A 16,334-nucleotide genomic window follows, 5' to 3' on the forward strand; every position below is an offset into this window, starting at 1 on the left:
GGTCGCGGTTCCGCCGCGCCGGGCGTCACGCGCCCGAGTCGTCGGAAGTCGTCGGAAGTGTCCACCTCCTGCTACGGCTGGGACTCATGGGGCCTGGGRGGCGGGTGCGAGGGCCGTCAGGGTGAGTCCGAGAACGGCGGTGAGGACCGCCGGTATGTGCCGTGCCGGTGCCGCATGAAATCTCACGGATCCTCCGTGGAGCGGGAGTTGGGGCGACAGGACCGTTCACGCCGGTCGGCGTCCGACCACTGAAGCGGTTGTCGCTACGCGCGTCAATGGCGCCACCCAGGCCCCATGAGTCCCAGCCGTAGCAGGAGGTGGACACTTCCGACGACTTCCGACGACTCGGGCGCGTGACGCCCGGCGCGGCGGAACCGCGACCGCCGCCGCCGGCTCGCGCGGGCGGAACGCACCACGGCCCCCGGCGGGCGCCGGGGGCCGTGGCGGGAGATCCGCGGAGGCGGTTACGGCAGGTTGCGCGCCATGACGATGCGCTGGACCTGGTTGGTGCCCTCGTAGATCTGCGTGATCTTCGCGTCGCGCATCATGCGCTCGACCGGGTAGTCACGGGTGTAGCCGTAGCCGCCGAGCAGCTGGACGGCGTCGGTGGTGACCTCCATGGCGACGTCGGAGGCGAAGCACTTGGCCGCGGCGCCCTGGAAGGTGAGGTCGGCGTCGCCGCGCTCGGACTTGGCGGCGGCGGCGTAGGTGAGCTGGCGGGCGGCCTCGATCTTCATGGCCATGTCCGCGAGCATGAACTGGATGCCCTGGAAGTCGGCGATCGGCTTGCCGAACTGCTTGCGCTCCTGGACGTAGCCCTTGGCGTAGTCGAGGGCGCCCTGCGCGACACCGAGGGCCTGGGCGGCGATGGTGATGCGGGTGTGGTCCAGGGTCTGCATCGCGGTGGCGAAGCCCGTGCCCTCCGCACCGATCATGCGGTCGGCGGGGATGCGGACGTTGTCGAGGTACACCTCGCGGGTCGGGGAGCCCTTGATGCCGAGCTTCTTCTCCGGAGCGCCGAAGGAGACGCCCTCGTCGGACTTCTCCACGACGAAGGCGCTGATGCCCTTGGAGCGCTTGTCCGGGTCGGTGACGGCCATCACCGTGTAGAAGTCGGAGACGCCGGCGTTGGTGATCCAGCGCTTCACGCCGTTGAGGACCCAGAAGTCGCCGTCGCGCACCGCGCGGGTCTTCATGCCCGCCGCGTCCGAGCCGGCGTCCGGCTCGGAGAGGCAGTACGAGAACATCGCGTCGCCCTTGGCGAGCGGGCCCAGGTACTTCTTCTTCAGCTCCTCGGAGCCGGAGAGGATGACCGGGAGGGAGCCCAGCTTGTTGACCGCGGGGATCAGCGAGGACGAGACGCAGGCGCGGGCGACCTCCTCGATCACGATGACGGTGGCGAGCGCGTCGGCGCCGGCGCCGCCGTAGGACTCCGGGACGTGCACGGCGTGCAGGTCGGAGGCGACCAGGGCGTCGAGCGCCTCCTGCGGGAAACGGGCCTCCTCGTCCACCGCCGCGGCGAAGGGTGCGATCTTCGCCTCGGTCAGGGAGCGGACCGTCTCGCGGAGCATGTCGTGCTCTTCGGACGGGCGGTACAGATCGAAGTCGGCCGATCCTGCCAAGGTGTCTCACTCCCCAAGCTGCTGCTAACTACCGTTAAGTAACCCAATTTTAGACGGGTGCCCGGCGCCCGGCATACGTGAGCTTGACGACAGGCCCGGCAGGCACCGGCAGGACGGCCGGATTCGACCGTGGAGCCCGCGCGGATATGCTCGGGCGCGCACCTTCGCCCGCGCATCAGTACTGGAGCACGCATGGCCCTCAAGATCACCGTGATCGGCACCGGCTACCTCGGTGCCACCCACGCCGCGGCCATGGCGGAGCTCGGCTTCGAGGTGCTCGGCCTCGACATCGTGCCCGAGAAGATCGAGCTGCTGTCCACGGGCCGGGTGCCGATGTACGAGCCCGGCCTGGAGGACCTGCTGCGCCGGCACGTGGCCGGCATCGAGGGGTCCAGCGGGCGTCTGCGGTTCACGACCTCCTGGGAGGAGGTCGGCGCGTTCGGCGACGTCCACTTCGTCTGCGTGAACACTCCGCAGAAGCACGGCGAGTACGCCTGCGACATGAGTTACGTGGACTCCGCCTTCGCCTCGCTCGCCCCCCACCTGTCCGGCCAGGCGCTGGTCGTCGGCAAGTCGACCGTGCCGGTCGGCAGCGCGGAGCGGCTCGCGCGGCTGCTCGCCGAGCAGGCCCCGGGCGACGTGGAGCTGGCCTGGAACCCGGAGTTCCTGCGCGAGGGCTTCGCGGTCGAGGACACCCTGCACCCCGACCGGATCGTGGTCGGCGTCGGCAGCGCGCACGCGGAGAAGGTGCTCCGCGAGGTGTACGCGACCCCGATCGGGGAGGGGTCGCCGTTCGTGGTGACGGACTTCCCGACGGCCGAGCTGGTGAAGACCGCGGCGAACTCCTTCCTCGCCACGAAGATCTCGTTCATCAACGCCATGGCCGAGGTGTGCGAGGCGGCCGGCGGCGACGTGGTGAAGCTGGCCGAGGCGATCGGGCACGACGACCGGATCGGACGGCGGTTCCTGCGGGCGGGCGTCGGCTTCGGCGGCGGCTGCCTGCCCAAGGACATCCGGGCGTTCATGGCCCGCGCCGGTGAGCTGGGCGCGGACCAGGCGCTGACGTTCCTGCGCGAGGTCGACTCCATCAACATGCGGCGCCGCGGTTCCCGACGGCCGAGCTGGTGAAGACCGCGGCGAACTCCTTCCTCGCCACGAAGATCTCGTTCATCAACGCCATGGCCGAGGTGTGCGAGGCGGCCGGCGGCGACGTGGTGAAGCTGGCCGAGGCGATCGGGCACGACGACCGGATCGGACGGCGGTTCCTGCGGGCGGGCGTCGGCTTCGGCGGCGGCTGCCTGCCCAAGGACATCCGGGCGTTCATGGCCCGCGCCGGTGAGCTGGGCGCGGACCAGGCGCTGACGTTCCTGCGCGAGGTCGACTCCATCAACATGCGGCGCCGCGGACACATGGTCGAGCTGGCGCGGGAGGCCGTGGGCGGCGGCTCGTTCCTGGGCAAGCGGGTGGCGGTGCTCGGCGCGACGTTCAAGCCGGACTCGGACGACGTGCGCGACTCGCCGGCGCTCAACGTGGCCGGCCAGATACAGCTCCAGGGCGGCCAGGTCACCGTCTACGACCCCAAGGGCATGGAGAACGCACGCCGGCTGTTCCCGACGCTGGCCTACGCGGACTCGGCGCTGGAGGCCGTGCGCGGCGCGGACGTGGTGCTGCACCTGACGGAGTGGCGCGAGTTCCGCGAGCTGGACCCCGCGGCGCTGGGCGAGGTGGCGTCCGAGCGCATCGTGCTCGACGGCCGGAACGCGCTGGACCCGCAGGTGTGGCGCTCGGCGGGCTGGACGTACCGCGCGATGGGCCGCCCGGTCGCCTGACCCTCCGCCGCTCCCGGCGATGCCCGGGACGCCCGCGCCGCGGGCGTCCCGGGCATCGGTGTCCCCCGGCCCGTCGCGCCGGCGTGCTCAGACCTCGCGGCGGGCGCGGTAGGTGCGCATCTTGGCCCGGGCGCCGCAGACGGACATCGAGCACCAGCGGCGGCGGCCCGCGGGGCTGCGGTCGTAGTACGCCCACCGGCAGTCGTCGGCCTCGCACGCCTTGAGACGCGCCCAGGTGCCGTCCGCGGCCCCGGCCGCGACCGCCAGGGCGACCCGGCCCAGCAGGACGTCCGGCCCGACGGCACGGAGGGCGGCCGCACCGTCCGCGGAGACCGAGACCCGCAGCGGGGCGTCCGCGAGCAGCGCGTCCAGTTCCTCGCAGGTGCCGTGTCCGGCGTGGGCGAGACAGGCCGCGCGCAGCGCCTCGCGCAGGGTGCGGGCCGCGTCGACGTCCCCCTCCGCGAGGGCGAAGCGCTCCCGGTTCTCCGGCGCGCCGAGGGCGTCCGCGCCCGATTCGACGTCCAGCGTGTTGACCAGCGCCTCGATCAGCGCGAGCCCGCCGGGTGCGGATGCCCTCTCATTCATGGTTGCGACGTTACCTCCTTTGCGGGAGCATGCAGTAACGGTGACCGGTTGAAGCCGTCTACCGGTAACGCCGTCATGAATCGTCCGGTGACACCAGGAGGAGCAGTCATGAGCATCGCCAAGCTGGGAGCCGTCGTACTGGACTGTCCCGACCCCGCCGCGCTCGCGCGCTTCTACGCGGAGCTGCTCGGCGGCGAGATCGAGGACGACGGCGACGGATGGGTCGACCTCAAGGGCGAGGGCGCGACGCTCGCGTTCCAGGCCGCACCCGGCTTCGAGCCGCCGAAGTGGCCGTCGCCCAAGGAGTCGCAGCAGTTCCACCTCGACGTGACGGTGGAGGATCTGGACGCGGCGGAGAAGCAGGTGCTGGCCCTCGGCGCCACCGCACTGGACACGGACGACAGGTCACGCAGCTTCCGGGTGTACGCCGACCCGGCGGGGCATCCGTTCTGCCTCTGCGCCTGCTGAGCCGGGGCGGCCCGAAACCCTGCCGCCGGGGGGCCTTCAGGAGCCCAGGGTGTCGAGGGTGGCGCGTGACGGTGCCTCCCGCGACGCCGCCGCTCGGGCGGCGAACTCCGCCTCGCGCAGCACCCGCACCACGTTCGACCAGGTCAGCGCGGTGACATCGGCCTCGGGCCAGCCGCGCTCCAGGAGATGGGCGATCAGGCGGGGGAAGCACGACACGTCGGCGAGGCCCGGGGCGTGCGGCAGGCCGGTGTCGTAGGCGCCCGTCAGCGCCACGGTCTCGGGGCCGGCCACCTCGCGGACGCGTTCGAGCGCGTCGGCGGTCTGCGCCGGGGTGCCGGGGGTGCACGGCACCATGCAGACGCCTCCTGCGGCGCGCAGAGCGCGCAGGGTGTCGTCCGGGAGCGGCTCCGGCGGGTGGGAGACGATCGCGGGGACGCGGCCGACCGCGAGCACCCGGCGGACGGTGTCGGGCGTGCTCCCCGAGAGGTCGGCGACGACACCCAGCCGGTTCATCTCCCGGATCATCTCGTGACCGAGCCGCGTCGGACCGCGCTCCCCCGCCCAGCGCGTGCCCGCCAGGGTCACGCTGCGCACGCCGAGGGTGTGCAGGGCGCGCAGCGCGGCGAGCGAGTCGCCGAGCACCTGGCCCGGCGCGGGGCCGAGCAGCACCGCGGTGCGGCCGCGGTTGCGGGCGTCGACGAGGTCGTCGGCGCCCGCCGCCAGGAGCAGCCCCTCAGGGGTGGCGGCGGCCGTGGTGCGGACGAGGTCGAGGAGTTCGAGGACGCCGGCGAGGGTGGCGTCCCCGCCCGACGGCGGGTGCAGCGACCAGAACTGCGCGCCGACCCGGCCGCGCCGCAGGCGTGGGACGTCGGTCTCCAGCAGGCTCTCGCCCGCTTGGAGGTCGTGGAAGTGCATGCTCCGCAGGACCGGGGCGAGCCCGCTGCGTCCGTCCGCCACGGGGTGGGTGCGCAGCAGGGCCTCGGCACGGGCCAGGGAGTCCGGCACGGCGTCGGGAGCGGTGGCGGGCAGGGCCTCGGCAGGCCGTCCGGGGGCGTCGGAGCCGCCCGTCTCCCCGAGGGTCTCGAGCGCTTCGAGCGCCCGGAGATCGGCGGTGGTGAAGGACGTGACGTCCTGCGGTTCTGCCATGAGGGTGCTCCGGTCGCTGCCTTGGCGTGGTCCGGCCGCGGCACGGCGGGCCGGTACGCCAACCGTGGCACGGGGGCGGGGACGGGTCGCGGCGGGCGGAGCGTTCGAGGGACCCGGTGGGCGGCTCGTCCGGCGCGCGGCGAAGACACTCCCGCGCGGGACCGTGCAGCGGGTGCCCGCGCCGCCCCGCCGGCGGGCGGCTTCGCGGCCCGCCGCCGGTGCCCGGCCGGGGGGCGCAGGTCCCCGAGCGGGAGCGTCCGCGACCGCGCCGGACCGGCCGGGAGCGACATCGAGGCGCGCCGGCCGGGCCCGTCCCGGACGACCGCCCGCCCGCCCCGGCCGGGGTCACGCGGCAGGTGCCCGCGGCCCCCCGTGAGGGACGGGACGCCCGTGCGTCAGACCGCGTCGAGCTGGTCGATCGTGGCGACGGAGGGGCCGCGGGTCTCCTGGAGGTCGCGGGCCACGTCCTCCGCGCCGCGCAGTGCGCGGACGGCGTTCTGCCAGGTCAGCTTGGCCAGATCGGCCTCCGACCAGCCGCGGTGGAGCAGCTCGGCGACGAGGTTCGGGTAGCCGGCGACGTCGTCCAGGCCGGCCGGGGTGAAGGCGGTCCCGTCGTAGTCGCCGCCGATGCCGATGTGGTCGACGCCGGCGACCTCCCGCATGTGGTCGAGGTGGTCGGCGACCGTGGCGGCGGTCGCGACCGGCCTCGGGTTCGCCGCCTCGAACTCCTCGTGGATCTTCATCGCGCGGGGCGTGGTGTCCAGGTGGTGCAGGCCGTGGGCGCGCATGTTGTCGTCCGCGGCACGGGTCCACTCCACGGCCGCGGGGAGGATGAACTTCGGCACGAAGGTGGCCATCGCGACGCCCCCGTTCGCGGGCAGCAGCGCCAGCACGTCGTCGGGCACGTTGCGCGGGTGGTCGCACACGGCCCGCGACGAGGAGTGCGAGAAGATCACCGGCGCGGCCGAGGCGGCGAGCGCGTGGCGCATCGTCGAATCGGCGACGTGCGAGAGGTCGACGAGCATGCCGACGCGGTTCATCTCGCGCACGACCTCGTGGCCGAACGCGGAGAGGCCGCCGACGCCCGGCTCGTCGGTCGCCGAGTCCGCCCACGCGATGTTGTCGTTGTGGGTGAGCGTCATGTAACGCACGCCCAGCGCGTACAGCGCCCGCAGGGTGGCCAGCGAGTTGTTGATGGAGTGCCCGCCCTCGGCGCCCATCAGGGAGGCGATCCGGCCCTCGCCGCGGGCGGTCTCCATGTCCTCGGCGCTCAGCGCCCGCGCCAGGTCGGCGGGGTAGCGGGTGAGCAGCCGGCCGACGACGTCGATCTGCTCCAGGGTGGCGCTGACCGCGTCGTCGCCCGCCAGGTCGCTGCGCACGTACACGGACCAGAACTGCGCGCCGACGCCCCCGGCGCGCAGCCGGGGGATGTCGGTGTGCAGCCGGCCCCGCTGGTCGTCCGCGATGTCCAGCCGGTCCAGGTCGTAGCGGACGTGCTGGCGCAGCGCCCAGGGCAGGTCGTTGTGGCCGTCGACGACCGGGTGCGCGGCGAGCAGCTCGCGCGCCCGGCCGAGGTGGTGCGAGGCGGCCGGCGTGGGCTGGGTGGGGGATGTCATTCGGTGTTACTTCCCGGCGCCCTACTTGCCGAAGCCGAAGGAGTCCGCTCCCTGCACCTTGGCCCGCAGCCGCTTGCCCTTCTCGGTGGCCTGGTCGTTCAGCTCCTGCTGGAAGTCGCGCATCCGTCCGAGCAGCTCCTCGTCCCGGGTGGCGAGGATGCGGGCGGCGAGCAGGCCCGCGTTGCGCGCGCCGCCGACCGAGACGGTGGCGACCGGCACCCCGGCGGGCATCTGCACGATGGACAGCAGCGAGTCCATGCCGTCCAGGTACTTCAGCGGGACGGGGACGCCGATCACGGGCAGCGGGGTGACGGAGGCCAGCATGCCCGGCAGGTGGGCCGCTCCCCCGGCGCCGGCGATGATCACCTTCAGCCCGCGGTCCGCGGCCCGCTCGCCGTAGGCGATCATCTCGCGCGGCATGCGGTGGGCGGAGACGACGTCGACCTCGTAGGCGATCTCGAACTCGTCGAGGGCCTGCGCGGCGAGCTCCATGACGGGCCAGTCGGAGTCCGAGCCCATGACAATGCCGACGACAGCGCTCATTCGGTGATCGTTCCTCGCAGGTAGCCGGCGGCGTGACGGGCGCGCTCCAGCACGTCGTCGAGGTCGTCGCCGTAGGTGTTGACGTGGCCGACCTTGCGGCCGGGCTTCACGTCCTTGCCGTACATGTGGATCTTGAGCTGCGGGTCCCTCGCCATGCAGTGCAGGTACGCCGCGTACATGTCGGGGTAGTCGCCGCCGAGGACATTGCACATCACCGTCCACGGGGCCCTCGGCCGGGGGTCGCCCAGCGGGAGGTCGAGCACGGCGCGGACGTGGTTGGCGAACTGCGAGGTGACCGCGCCGTCCTGGGTCCAGTGGCCGGAGTTGTGGGGCCGCATGGCGAGCTCGTTGACGAGGATCCGGCCGTCGCGGGTCTCGAACAGCTCGACCGCGAGGTGTCCGACGACGCCGAGCTCCTTCGCGATCCGCAGCGCGAGCTCCTGCGCCTGCCCGGCGAGCTCGTCCGAGAGACCGGGCGCGGGCGCGATCACGGTGTCGCACACACCGTCGACCTGCTGCGACTCGACCACCGGGTAGGCGACGGCCTGGCCGTGCGGGGAGCGGACGATGTTCGCGGCGAGCTCGCGCACGAAGTCGACCTTCTCCTCGGCGAGGACCGCCACCCCCGCCTTGAACGGGGCCTCGGCGTCCTCCCGGCTGCGGACGAACCACACGCCCTTGCCGTCGTAGCCGCCCCGCACGGTCTTGAGGATGACCGGGAAGCCCCCGACCTCCTCGGCGAACGCGACGGCGTCCGCGGGATCGGCCACGATGCGGTGGCGCGGGCAGGGCGCGCCGATCTCCATGAGCCTGGCGCGCATCACGCCCTTGTCCTGTGCGTGCACCAGGGCCTCGGGCCCGGGGCGGACGGCGATGCCGTCGGCCTCCAGGGCCCGCAGGTGCTCGTACGGGACGTGCTCGTGGTCGAAGGTGATCACGTCACAACCGCGGGCGAACGCGCGCAGCGTGTCCAGGTCGCGGTAGTCGCCGATGACGACATCACCGACGACCTGGGCCGCGGAGTCCTGAGGGGTGTCACTGAGGAGCTTGAATTTCAGGCCGAGGGGGATGCCCGCCTCGTGGGTCATACGGGCGAGCTGACCGCCACCGACCATGCCGACTACCGGGAACGTCACCCCTTCAGGGTATCCGCCGAGGCGGGTGCCCCCGTCCCCCGTATGTTCCGACAAGAGCTGTAGCGGCCGTCACACCCTCCTCGCGACCCCCGGGCGTCGCGGGGGCGGCCTGGATAGCATGGCGGTGTCGACGCTGCCGCTCGACGCCTCCGATCCGACGAGACTGGACACGCACCATGAGCGAACGACGCGGAGGACTGCGCGGCCGGGTGCGGCAGCTCGCGCGGGAGATCGCGAAGTTCGGCGCGGTCGGCGGTGCGGGCCTGCTGGTCAATCTCGCGGTGTTCAACCTGGTACGGCATCTGACCGAGCTGCCGGTGGTGCGGGCGTCGGTCCTCGCGACCGTGGTCGCCATCGCGTTCAACTACGTCGGCTTCCGCTACTTCACCTACCGCGACCGCGACAAGAGCGGCCGCACCCGGGAGATGACGCTCTTCCTGCTGTTCAGCGCGGCCGGTCTGGTGATCGAGAACGGCATCCTGTACGCCGCGACCTACGGGTTCGGCTGGGACACCCCGCTGCAGAGCAACGTCTTCAAGTTCCTGGGCATCGGGATAGCGACGCTGTTCCGCTTCTGGTCCTACCGCACCTGGGTGTTCCGGGCGATGCCCGCCGCGACGCCCGAACCGCTGCTCGCGCAGCCGCGGCCGCGTACGGCCGCGGACCTCGACGTGCCCGCCGAGCCGGACCCGGTCGGACGCTGACGCGTTCCCGGGGCCGACCGCGGCAGCGGTCAGCGCACGGTCGGCTTCTCGTCCTTGCGCCTGCGGGCCACCCGGCTGAGGAAGATCGCGAACACCGGCGGATGCTGCTGGAGCAGTTCGAGACGTCCGCCGTCGGCCTCCGCGAGGTCCCGGGCCACGGCGAGGCCGATCCCGGTGGAGTTGCGGCCGCTGATGGTCCGCTCGAAGATCCGCGCGCCGAGGTCGGCGGGGACGCCCGGCCCCTCGTCGGTGACCTCGACGACCGCCTGGTTGCCGGTGACCCGGGTGCGGACGGCGACGGTGCCGCCGCCGTGCATCAGCGAGTTCTCGATCAGCGCGGCCAGCACCTGGGCGACGGCGCCGGGGGTGCCGACCGCCCGCATCCCGCGCCGGCCGGAGTGCACGATGGCCCGGCCCGCGCTGCGGTAGGCGGGGCGCCACTCCTCCAGCTGCTGCTTGACGACCTCGTCCAGGTCGAAGGCGACGGCGGAACCGATGCGCGGGTCACGGGAATTGGTGAGCAGCCGCTGGACCACGTCGGTGAGGCGTTCCACCTGGGTCAGGGCGATGCTCGCCTCCTCCTTCACGGTCTCCGGGTCGTCGGTGAGCGTGATCTCCTCCAGCCGCATCGAGAGCGCGGTCAGCGGGGTCCGCAGCTGGTGGGAGGCGTCGGCGGCCAGCCTGCGCTCGGCGGTGAGCATGCGGGCGATCCGCTCGGCGCTGGCGTCGAGGACGTCGGCGACCCGGTCCAGTTCGGGCACGCCGTAGCGGCGGTGCCGGGGGCGGGGGTCGCCGGAGCCGAGGCGTTCGGCGGTCTCGGCCAGGTCGGTCAGCGGTGACGCGAGCCGGTTCGCCTGCCGTACGGCGAGGGCCACGGCGGCCACCACGGCGAGCAGGGCCACGGCGGCGATGATCAGCAGGGACCTGGCCACCTCGCGGGTCACCGCCGACCGGGACTCCTCCACCGTGATCTCGGTGTTCTGCTCCCCCTCGGCGACGGCGCGGATGACGCTGCCGGAGGGGCGCTTGCCGATCTCGATGGGCGAGCGGCCCGGGATGCGGATCACGGCGTAGCGGGTGATGTCCGCCTGCTGGGCGATGATGCCGGGGTTGACCGGCTCACCGCCCACGAGCCGGGAGTCGACGATGCTGGCCAGCCGCAGGGCCTCGGAGTCGACGCTCTCCTGGGCGCTGCTGCTGATCGTGCGGGTCTCCACCAGCACCAGGGAGACCCCGAAGACGGCGATGACGACGAGGACCACGGCGAGCGTGGAGTTGATCAGACGGCGGCGCATGGGGTCTGCCTACCAGCTCGGGGGACCGGGCGTGCCCGGTCGGGGGGCGGGACGGGTCAGGACTTCTCGAAACGGAAGCCCACGCCCCGGACGGTGGCGATGTAGCGGGGGTTCGCCGCGTCGTCGCCGAGTTTCTTGCGCAGCCACGAGATGTGCATGTCCAGGGTCTTGGTCGACGACCACCACGTGGTGTCCCAGACCTCGCGCATCAGCTGGTCGCGGGTGACGACCCGTCCCGCGTCCCTGACCAGGACGCGCAGCAGGTCGAACTCCTTGGCGGTCAGCTGGAGCTCCTCCTCGCCCATCCACGCCCGGTGCGACTCCACGTCGATCCGCACGCCGTGGGTGGAGGGGGCGGGGGCCGGCTCCGCGGCGCCGCGGCGCAGCAGGGCCCGGACCCGGGCGAGCAGCTCGGCGAGCCGGAACGGCTTGGTGACGTAGTCGTCGGCGCCGGCGTCGAGGCCCACGACGGTGTCCACCTCGTCCGCGCGCGCGGTCAGGACCAGGATCGGGATGGTGTGTCCCTCGGCGCGCAGCCGCCGGGCCACCTCCAGGCCGTCCATGCCGGGCAGCCCCAGGTCCAGGACGACCAGGTCGACACCGCCCGCGAGTCCGGCGTCGAGCGCGGTCGGACCGTCCTCGCGCACCTCCACCTCGTACCCCTCGCGGCGCAGCGCGCGGGCGAGCGGTTCGGAGATGGATGCGTCGTCCTCGGCGAGCAGTACACGCGTCATGAGGGTGATGGTAGTCCGCGTGCCTCAGCCGGAGGGGCGTGATCGACCATGGCTTCGACTCAGGGGTGAGATCCTGGTGAAGACCTTCGTTTCACGGCAGACGGTTCCACCCTTGCCTGTGATTGATGTCTCAAGTCCTTCCATATGCCGCACTGTCGTGTCGTATGGTGGCGAGACGCCTGAAGTACTATCCGGGGGCCTTTGGAGCGCATCCGCACCAAAGGTCTCTCTTTCTGTCCGCGTCCGGTCCCGCCGGCACCGCGGCAGCGCTAAGTGAATGACCTGTGGGCCGGGCCCCGTGCGGTGACGCGCGGAGGTGTGGATCCCGGTGAGGTCCGTTCCGTGCCGGCTCCACGAGGAGCGGCGCGCCCCTAGGCGTGGGGCGGTGGACGGGCCGCCGGTGCCGGCTGCCCCCACCGGGCGCGTTCTCGCTCACGAAGCACCGCGTCCCGACACAACAAGGATCGACCATGGCGTCCAGCCTGACGAAGGCATCGGCCAGTACCCCTGGCAGCGAGAAGACCTTCTTCGGCCACCCCCGCGGCCTGGCCACACTCTTCATGACGGAGATGTGGGAGCGCTTCAGCTACTACGGCATGCGCGCCCTTCTCGTGTACTACATCGTCTCCGGCGGCGCCGACGCCGCGACGGGCAGCCAGGGCGGCGGCCTCGCGATGGACGCGGCGATGGCCACGGCCATCTACTCCGTCTACGTCTCGATGGTCTACCTGATGGCCATGCCCGGCGGCTGGTTCGGCGACCGCGTCTGGGGCGCCCGCAAGACGGTCGCCATAGCCGGCTTCGTGATCATGGGTGGTCACGTGGCGCTGGCCGTGCCCGGCCAGGCGATGTTCTTCGTGGGTCTCGCGCTCGTGGCGGCCGGTTCCGGTCTGCTGAAGGCCAACATCTCCACGATGGTCGGCCACCTCTACGACGGTCCCGAGGACCCGCGCCGCGACGGCGGCTTCACGCTCTTCTACATCGGCATCAACCTCGGTGCCTTCGTCGCCCCGTTCGTCATCGGCACGGTCGGCAAGGAGCACAACTGGCACTTCGGCTTCGCGCTCGCCGCGGTCGGCATGGGCCTGGGTCTGCTCCAGTTCCTCATCGGCACGCGCCACCTGAGCCCGAAGAGCAACGAGGTGCCCAACCCGCTGTCGGCCGAGGAGCGCCGCGCGGTCATCACCAAGGTCGTGGGTGCGCTGGTCGTCGCCGCGGTCTTCTACGGCGCCGTGGTCGCGCTCGGCATGTACACCCTGAACTGGGCGCTCGTGCCGCTGACCCTGGCCGGCCTGATCATCCCCGTCGCCGTCCTCGTCCGCATCAAGCGCGACAAGGACCTGAGCGCCGGCGAGCAGTCCAAGATGAACGGCTACATCTGGTTCTTCGTGGCCGCCGCGATCTTCTGGATGATCTACGACCAGGGCGGCTCGACCCTGTCGCTCTTCGCCGACGACAAGACCGCGGGCAGCGTCCTCGGCATCGACTTCTCGGCCACCTGGTACCAGTCGCTGAACCCGCTGTACGTGATGGCCCTGGCGCCGGTCTTCGCCTGGCTGTGGCTGTGGCTCGCCCGTAAGAACCAGGAGCCCAACACCATCGTGAAGTTCGCGATGGGTCTGGTCCTCGTCGGCGCGTCCTTCTTCGTCTTCGTCGTCCCGATGGGGATGGCGGGCGACGGCACCAAGGTCTCCCCGATGTGGCTGGTCTCGATCTACATGATCCAGACGATCGGTGAGCTGTGCCTGTCCCCGGTCGGACTCTCCGTCACCACCAAGATGGCTCCGCAGAAGTACGCCTCCCAGATGATGGGTGTCTGGTTCCTCGCCGTCACCGCAGGTGACTGCACCACGGGTCTGCTGTCCCTCGCGGGCGTCGACCTCAACGGGACCGGGATCATCGCGATGCAGGCGGCCCTGGCGGTCGCCGCGGGCTTCGCGGTCTTCATGTACCGCAAGAAGGTCCAGGCGATGATGGGCGAGGTCCACTGACCCCGGCCGCACCGCAGTCACGGCGAAGGGCCGCCGCACCGGATCCGGTGCGGCGGCCCTTCGCCGTGTCGTGGAGGGGGCGCGGGTGCGTGTGCGCGCGCCGGGCGCTGCGGGAGGGGACGCGGGTGCGTGTGCCGGGTGCCGCGGGAGGAGGCGCGGGTGCGTGTGCCGGGCGCCGCGTGAGGGGGCGCGGGTGCGTGCGCGCGCGTCGGGCGCTGCGGGAGGGCGGGTGCGTGTGCCGGGTGCCGCGCGAGGGGACGCGGGTGCGTGCGCGCGCGTCGGGCGCTGCGGGAGGAGGCGCGGGTGCGCCTGTCGGGCCGCGTGCCCTGAGAGGCCCGCGTGCGGGGCGTGGCAGGGCGCGTGCGTGCGTGCGTGTCAGGCGGGGGCGGCCAGTTCGGCCCAGACCGTCTTGCCCGCGGAGCCGGGGGTGCGGACGACGCCCCAGTCGAGGCAGAGACGCTGGACGATGAACATCCCGTGGCCGCCGGGACGGCCCGCGCGGTGCGGAGTCCGCGGGGCGGGCTGGCCGGCTCCGCGGTCGGTGACCTCCAGGCGGAGCACCTTGCCGTCGCAGGCGACGCGCAGCTCCTCCGGGCCGTCGGCGTGCAGACAGGCGTTGGTGACCAGCTCGGAGACGACCAGCAGGACGTCCTCCGCGGCCGCTCTGCGGTCGGCGCTCCCGGCGGGCAGCCAGCCCCAGTCGTACAGGGCCTGCCGGGTGAAGTCGCGGGCGAGCGGGACGATGCCGCTGGCGCTGCCGAGCGCGAGACGGCGCACCGCGCCGCCCGCCGGTGCGGACACGGCCGGTGCCGCGCCCGCGTCGCCGGGCTCGGGGCCCAGGTCGCCCGGCGGCTGCTGCCGGGTGGTGCTCATCAGCGCTTCACCTCACCGATTCACCGAATCACCAGATCGCCATTGCTTGTGTCCGCGGAGCGCCTGCGTGCGCGGCCCCGCGGGGGTCTCCTGCCCGGAGGGGACGTGACGACACCCACCGGTCGCCGTGACCCACGTGACGCTCGGCACGTACGGCACGGAAGGGAAGCCGTTCAGTCGTCCGCCAGGGCGTCTTCCAGCGTGCGGTGCACGGTGAAGACGGCTTCTGCCCCGGTGATCTCGAAGACCCTGGCCACCACGGGCCGCATCCCCGCCAAATGAACCCCTCCCCCGCCGGCCTCGGCCTTCAGCCGGGCGCCGAGCAGCACATTGAGTCCGGTGGAGTCGCAGAAGTCGAGCTGTGAACAGTCGACCACCAGCCGTACCCGGCCCCGGTCGACCGCCTCTTCCAAGGGCACACGCAGCAGTTCGGCCGTGTGGTGATCCAACTCACCCGCCGGCCTCACGATTTCGCTGCGCCCCTCGGTCCGAACCTCGACCTGGAGTCGGCCCCGATTCACGCTGCCGACCGTCTCGCGGTCCATGCCCGTCCCTCTTCGCCGTGTCGTCGCTGCTTCGTCCACCGTATTGGTGCCGCATGTCACACCATCCCTCGGGATCGTGCGGACACCCCCGAACACTAGCCGCTCCGCGCGCCACGGGGTAGCCGAACTAACAGGCAATACGGACATATCGAAGTGACGTCACTTGCCACCCGTCCCGCGGAACCGATAGGGCTAGTGGAGACACACCCGACCAGGCCGGCTTTGGAGGCGCCGCTCACCGCAGCTGCATGCACGGCTTCGGCAGCCATATGCCGAGAACGATGGAGGAGACCATGTCACCCCGGCTCGACGATTCGCGTACCCCCACCGCGCCGTCGGCAACGTACGACTTCGCCCCGGCGGAACCCCACCACGAGGAGTACCGGACCGCGGGCGTCCCGGACGGGCTCGAGGGCCTGCCCGACATTCCCGACCCCGGCGAATTGAGCACGCTGGACTCGCGCGCGCTGTCCAGGACGCTCTTCGACCGGCTGGCCGCCCTCGAGGAGGGCACCCACGCACACGCATACGTACGCAACACCCTGATCGAACTGAACCTGGCCCTGGTCAAGTTCGCCGCGTCGCGCTTCCGGACCCGCAGCGAGCCGATGGAGGACATCGTCCAGGTCGGCACGATCGGGCTGATCAAGGCGATCGACCGGTTCGAGCTCAGCCGGGGCGTCGAGTTCCCCACCTTCGCGATGCCGACCATCATCGGCGAGATCAAGCGCTTCTTCCGCGACACCTCGTGGTCCGTGCGCGTCCCGCGGCGGCTCCAGGAGCTGCGGCTCGAACTGGCGAAGGCCGGCGACGAGCTGTCCCAGCGCCTCGACCGCGCGCCGACCGCCGGGGAACTGGCCGAGCACCTCGGCATCAGCCGCGAGGAGGTCGCCGAGGGCATGGCGGCGAGCAACGCCTACACGGCCAGCTCGCTGGACGCCCAGCCGGAGGACGACGACAGCGAGAGCGCGCTGGCGGACCGCATCGGCTACGAGGACGACGGCCTCGAAGGCATCGAGTACGTCGAGTCGCTGAAGCCGATGATCGCCTCCCTCCCGGCGCGCGACCGCACGATCCTCAGCCTGCGCTTCGTGGCGAACATGACGCAGTCGGAGATCGGCGAGGAGCTCGGCATCTCGCAGATGCACGTGTCGCGTCTGCTGACGAAGACCCTGGTCAAGCTGCGCAAGGGCCTCACCGTCGAGCAGTGAGGCAGACGCCGCCCACGGCCTGTGCACGGCGCGCGG

14 protein-coding genes and 2 pseudogenes are annotated in these 16,334 nt (G+C 72.1%); 6 read left to right on the plus strand and 10 right to left on the minus strand.

Going from position 1 to position 16,334, the window contains the following annotated elements; genetic code table 11:
* Positions 1 to 464 precede the first annotated feature (464 nt).
* Complete coding sequence (locus tag EAO77_RS04180) at positions 465 to 1,622, minus strand: acyl-CoA dehydrogenase (protein WP_147986761.1); 1,158 nt, start codon at positions 1,620 to 1,622, stop codon at positions 465 to 467.
* A gap of 192 nt (positions 1,623 to 1,814) precedes the next feature.
* On the opposite strand from EAO77_RS04180, the pseudogene EAO77_RS04185 reads away from it, so the two are divergent.
* Positions 1,815 to 2,714, plus strand: a pseudogene (locus EAO77_RS04185) (UDP-glucose dehydrogenase family protein); the annotation flags it as partial.
* 14 nt (positions 2,715 to 2,728) lie between these two features.
* Positions 2,729 to 3,451, plus strand: a pseudogene (locus tag EAO77_RS04190) (nucleotide sugar dehydrogenase); the annotation flags it as partial.
* Between the two features lie 87 nt (positions 3,452 to 3,538).
* On the opposite strand, the gene EAO77_RS04195 reads toward EAO77_RS04190, so the two are convergent.
* Positions 3,539 to 4,036: a CGNR zinc finger domain-containing protein gene (locus EAO77_RS04195; RefSeq protein WP_147986762.1), complete on the minus strand. Its 498-nt coding sequence runs from the start codon at positions 4,034 to 4,036 to the stop codon at positions 3,539 to 3,541.
* A gap of 108 nt (positions 4,037 to 4,144) precedes the next feature.
* On the opposite strand from EAO77_RS04195, the gene EAO77_RS04200 reads away from it, so the two are divergent.
* The gene (locus tag EAO77_RS04200; RefSeq protein ID WP_147986763.1) at positions 4,145 to 4,504 is read left to right on the plus strand and encodes a VOC family protein; all 360 of its coding nucleotides are present in this window, start codon (positions 4,145 to 4,147) and stop codon (positions 4,502 to 4,504) included.
* 36 nt (positions 4,505 to 4,540) lie between these two features.
* Here the strand turns inward: EAO77_RS04200 and EAO77_RS04205 are convergent, their stop codons facing one another.
* The 4 genes from EAO77_RS04205 to EAO77_RS04220 form a co-directional block, all read right to left on the minus strand.
* Positions 4,541 to 5,650, minus strand: a complete 1,110-nt coding sequence (locus EAO77_RS04205) for a membrane dipeptidase (protein ID WP_147986764.1) — start codon at positions 5,648 to 5,650, stop codon at positions 4,541 to 4,543.
* Between the two features lie 395 nt (positions 5,651 to 6,045).
* Complete coding sequence (locus EAO77_RS04210; RefSeq protein ID WP_147986765.1) at positions 6,046 to 7,266, minus strand: dipeptidase; 1,221 nt, start codon at positions 7,264 to 7,266, stop codon at positions 6,046 to 6,048.
* 21 nt (positions 7,267 to 7,287) lie between these two features.
* Positions 7,288 to 7,809 (minus strand): 5-(carboxyamino)imidazole ribonucleotide mutase, encoded by a 522-nt coding sequence (purE, locus tag EAO77_RS04215; protein WP_147986766.1) that lies wholly within the window; start codon positions 7,807 to 7,809, stop codon positions 7,288 to 7,290.
* On the minus strand, positions 7,806 to 8,924 hold the full coding sequence (locus EAO77_RS04220; protein WP_261993955.1) for a 5-(carboxyamino)imidazole ribonucleotide synthase: 1,119 nt from the start codon (positions 8,922 to 8,924) through the stop codon (positions 7,806 to 7,808). Before EAO77_RS04220 ends, purE begins: the two co-directional genes overlap by 4 nt.
* A 197-nt stretch (positions 8,925 to 9,121) precedes the next feature.
* Here EAO77_RS04220 and EAO77_RS04225 point away from each other — a divergent pair, with 197 nt between their 5' ends.
* On the plus strand, positions 9,122 to 9,649 hold the full coding sequence (locus EAO77_RS04225) for a GtrA family protein (protein WP_147986768.1): 528 nt from the start codon (positions 9,122 to 9,124) through the stop codon (positions 9,647 to 9,649).
* Between the two features lie 29 nt (positions 9,650 to 9,678).
* On the opposite strand, the gene EAO77_RS04230 is transcribed toward EAO77_RS04225, so the two are convergent.
* Together EAO77_RS04230 and EAO77_RS04235 are read right to left on the minus strand one after the other, a co-directional pair.
* On the minus strand, positions 9,679 to 10,944 hold the full coding sequence (locus tag EAO77_RS04230; protein ID WP_147986769.1) for an ATP-binding protein: 1,266 nt from the start codon (positions 10,942 to 10,944) through the stop codon (positions 9,679 to 9,681).
* A 56-nt stretch (positions 10,945 to 11,000) separates the two neighbouring features.
* Positions 11,001 to 11,678, minus strand: coding sequence for a response regulator transcription factor (locus EAO77_RS04235; RefSeq protein ID WP_147986770.1), 678 nt, complete (start codon positions 11,676 to 11,678; stop codon positions 11,001 to 11,003).
* A 470-nt stretch (positions 11,679 to 12,148) separates the two neighbouring features.
* On the opposite strand from EAO77_RS04235, the gene EAO77_RS04240 reads away from it, so the two are divergent.
* Positions 12,149 to 13,669 (plus strand): peptide MFS transporter, encoded by a 1,521-nt coding sequence (locus tag EAO77_RS04240; protein ID WP_147986771.1) that lies wholly within the window; start codon positions 12,149 to 12,151, stop codon positions 13,667 to 13,669.
* 375 nt (positions 13,670 to 14,044) lie between these two features.
* Here the strand turns inward: EAO77_RS04240 and EAO77_RS04245 are convergent, their stop codons facing one another.
* Together EAO77_RS04245 and EAO77_RS04250 are read right to left on the minus strand one after the other, a co-directional pair.
* Entirely contained in the window at positions 14,045 to 14,542 is a 498-nt protein-coding gene (locus EAO77_RS04245) for an ATP-binding protein (protein WP_147986772.1), read from the minus strand.
* Positions 14,543 to 14,715: 173 nt separating this feature from the next.
* Complete coding sequence (locus EAO77_RS04250; RefSeq protein ID WP_147986773.1) at positions 14,716 to 15,087, minus strand: STAS domain-containing protein; 372 nt, start codon at positions 15,085 to 15,087, stop codon at positions 14,716 to 14,718.
* Between the two features lie 281 nt (positions 15,088 to 15,368).
* Here EAO77_RS04250 and EAO77_RS04255 point away from each other — a divergent pair, with 281 nt between their 5' ends.
* Positions 15,369 to 16,298, plus strand: coding sequence for an RNA polymerase sigma factor SigF (locus tag EAO77_RS04255; protein WP_147986774.1), 930 nt, complete (start codon positions 15,369 to 15,371; stop codon positions 16,296 to 16,298).
* The last annotated feature ends 36 nt before the right edge of the window (positions 16,299 to 16,334 follow it).

It is taken from the genome of Streptomyces sp. T39 (assembly GCF_008042045.1).
Lineage (GTDB): Bacteria > Actinomycetota > Actinomycetes > Streptomycetales > Streptomycetaceae > Streptomyces.

Excerpts from the sequence above, each read along its gene's own strand:
- EAO77_RS04195 (WP_147986762.1), bottom strand. The coding sequence starts at position 4,036 with ATGAATGAGAGGGCATCCGCACCCGGCGGGCTCGCGCTGATCGAGGCG.
- EAO77_RS04200 (WP_147986763.1), top strand. The coding sequence starts at position 4,145 with ATGAGCATCGCCAAGCTGGGAGCCGTCGTACTGGACTGTCCCGACCCC.
- EAO77_RS04205 (WP_147986764.1), bottom strand. The coding sequence starts at position 5,650 with ATGGCAGAACCGCAGGACGTCACGTCCTTCACCACCGCCGATCTCCGG.
- EAO77_RS04210 (WP_147986765.1), bottom strand. The coding sequence starts at position 7,266 with ATGACATCCCCCACCCAGCCCACGCCGGCCGCCTCGCACCACCTCGGC.
- purE (WP_147986766.1), bottom strand. The coding sequence starts at position 7,809 with ATGAGCGCTGTCGTCGGCATTGTCATGGGCTCGGACTCCGACTGGCCC.
- EAO77_RS04220 (WP_261993955.1), bottom strand. The coding sequence starts at position 8,924 with ATGGTCGGTGGCGGTCAGCTCGCCCGTATGACCCACGAGGCGGGCATC.
- EAO77_RS04225 (WP_147986768.1), top strand. The coding sequence starts at position 9,122 with ATGAGCGAACGACGCGGAGGACTGCGCGGCCGGGTGCGGCAGCTCGCG.
- EAO77_RS04230 (WP_147986769.1), bottom strand. The coding sequence starts at position 10,944 with ATGCGCCGCCGTCTGATCAACTCCACGCTCGCCGTGGTCCTCGTCGTC.
- EAO77_RS04235 (WP_147986770.1), bottom strand. The coding sequence starts at position 11,678 with ATGACGCGTGTACTGCTCGCCGAGGACGACGCATCCATCTCCGAACCG.
- EAO77_RS04240 (WP_147986771.1), top strand. The coding sequence starts at position 12,149 with ATGGCGTCCAGCCTGACGAAGGCATCGGCCAGTACCCCTGGCAGCGAG.
- EAO77_RS04245 (WP_147986772.1), bottom strand. The coding sequence starts at position 14,542 with ATGAGCACCACCCGGCAGCAGCCGCCGGGCGACCTGGGCCCCGAGCCC.
- EAO77_RS04250 (WP_147986773.1), bottom strand. The coding sequence starts at position 15,087 with ATGGACCGCGAGACGGTCGGCAGCGTGAATCGGGGCCGACTCCAGGTC.
- EAO77_RS04255 (WP_147986774.1), top strand. The coding sequence starts at position 15,369 with ATGGAGGAGACCATGTCACCCCGGCTCGACGATTCGCGTACCCCCACC.